Origin of the sequence: Streptomyces sp. LS1784 (assembly GCF_020103755.1) — a bacterium.
Classification (GTDB): Bacteria; Actinomycetota; Actinomycetes; order Streptomycetales; family Streptomycetaceae; genus Kitasatospora.
The window spans coordinates 1-591 of record NZ_JAHSQD010001267.1 but is presented as its reverse complement, the minus strand read 5'-3'; the positions used below and the strand labels follow the sequence as shown (position 1 = coordinate 591).

At 78.7% G+C, this 591-nt stretch carries 1 pseudogene; it reads left to right on the top strand.

From position 1 onward, the window contains the following. Window positions 1-591 (top strand): annotated as a pseudogene (locus KS423_RS46905) (hypothetical protein); the annotation flags it as partial.

Below are 591 nucleotides of genomic sequence, written 5' to 3'. Positions count from 1 at the left end.
CCGGCCGGGTGCGCGCCGTCGAGGCGCTCGGCGACGCCGCCGCCGACCGCAGGGTCATGACCCCGCTGCGCTGGACCTGCGCCCTGCTCGGACTGCTCGCCCTGGCCGCCACCGTCGGCTACTACCTGGCCGCGCCCACCATGCCCCCCGCCCCCGGCGACCAGCCCGACGACCCGCAGCTCGCCTCCCAGTGGGTGCTCGGCGCCGACCTGCTCACCATCACCGCGCTCGCCCTGTTCGCACCCGTCCTCGTCCCGCCGCTGGTCCGGCTGCTCAGCGCCCCGCTCACCCGGGCCGTCGCCGCCGCCCCGCTGCTCGCCCGACAGAACGCCCTCACTGCCGTGCGCCGCACCGTCTCCACCGCCACCCCGGCCTTCCTCACCATCGCGCTCACCGGCACCGTGGTCGGCTCCACCGCCGCCTTCGCCGACGCCATGACCGCCCAGAACCGGGCCACCACCGCCGCCCGGTACGTGCTGCGTCCCGGCGCCGCCCCGTTGCCCGCCGACGCCGCCCACCGGCTCACCGCCACCCGGCCCGGCCTGCACGCCACCGCCACCACCGCCACCGTGGTCACCGGCCTCGGCGCCG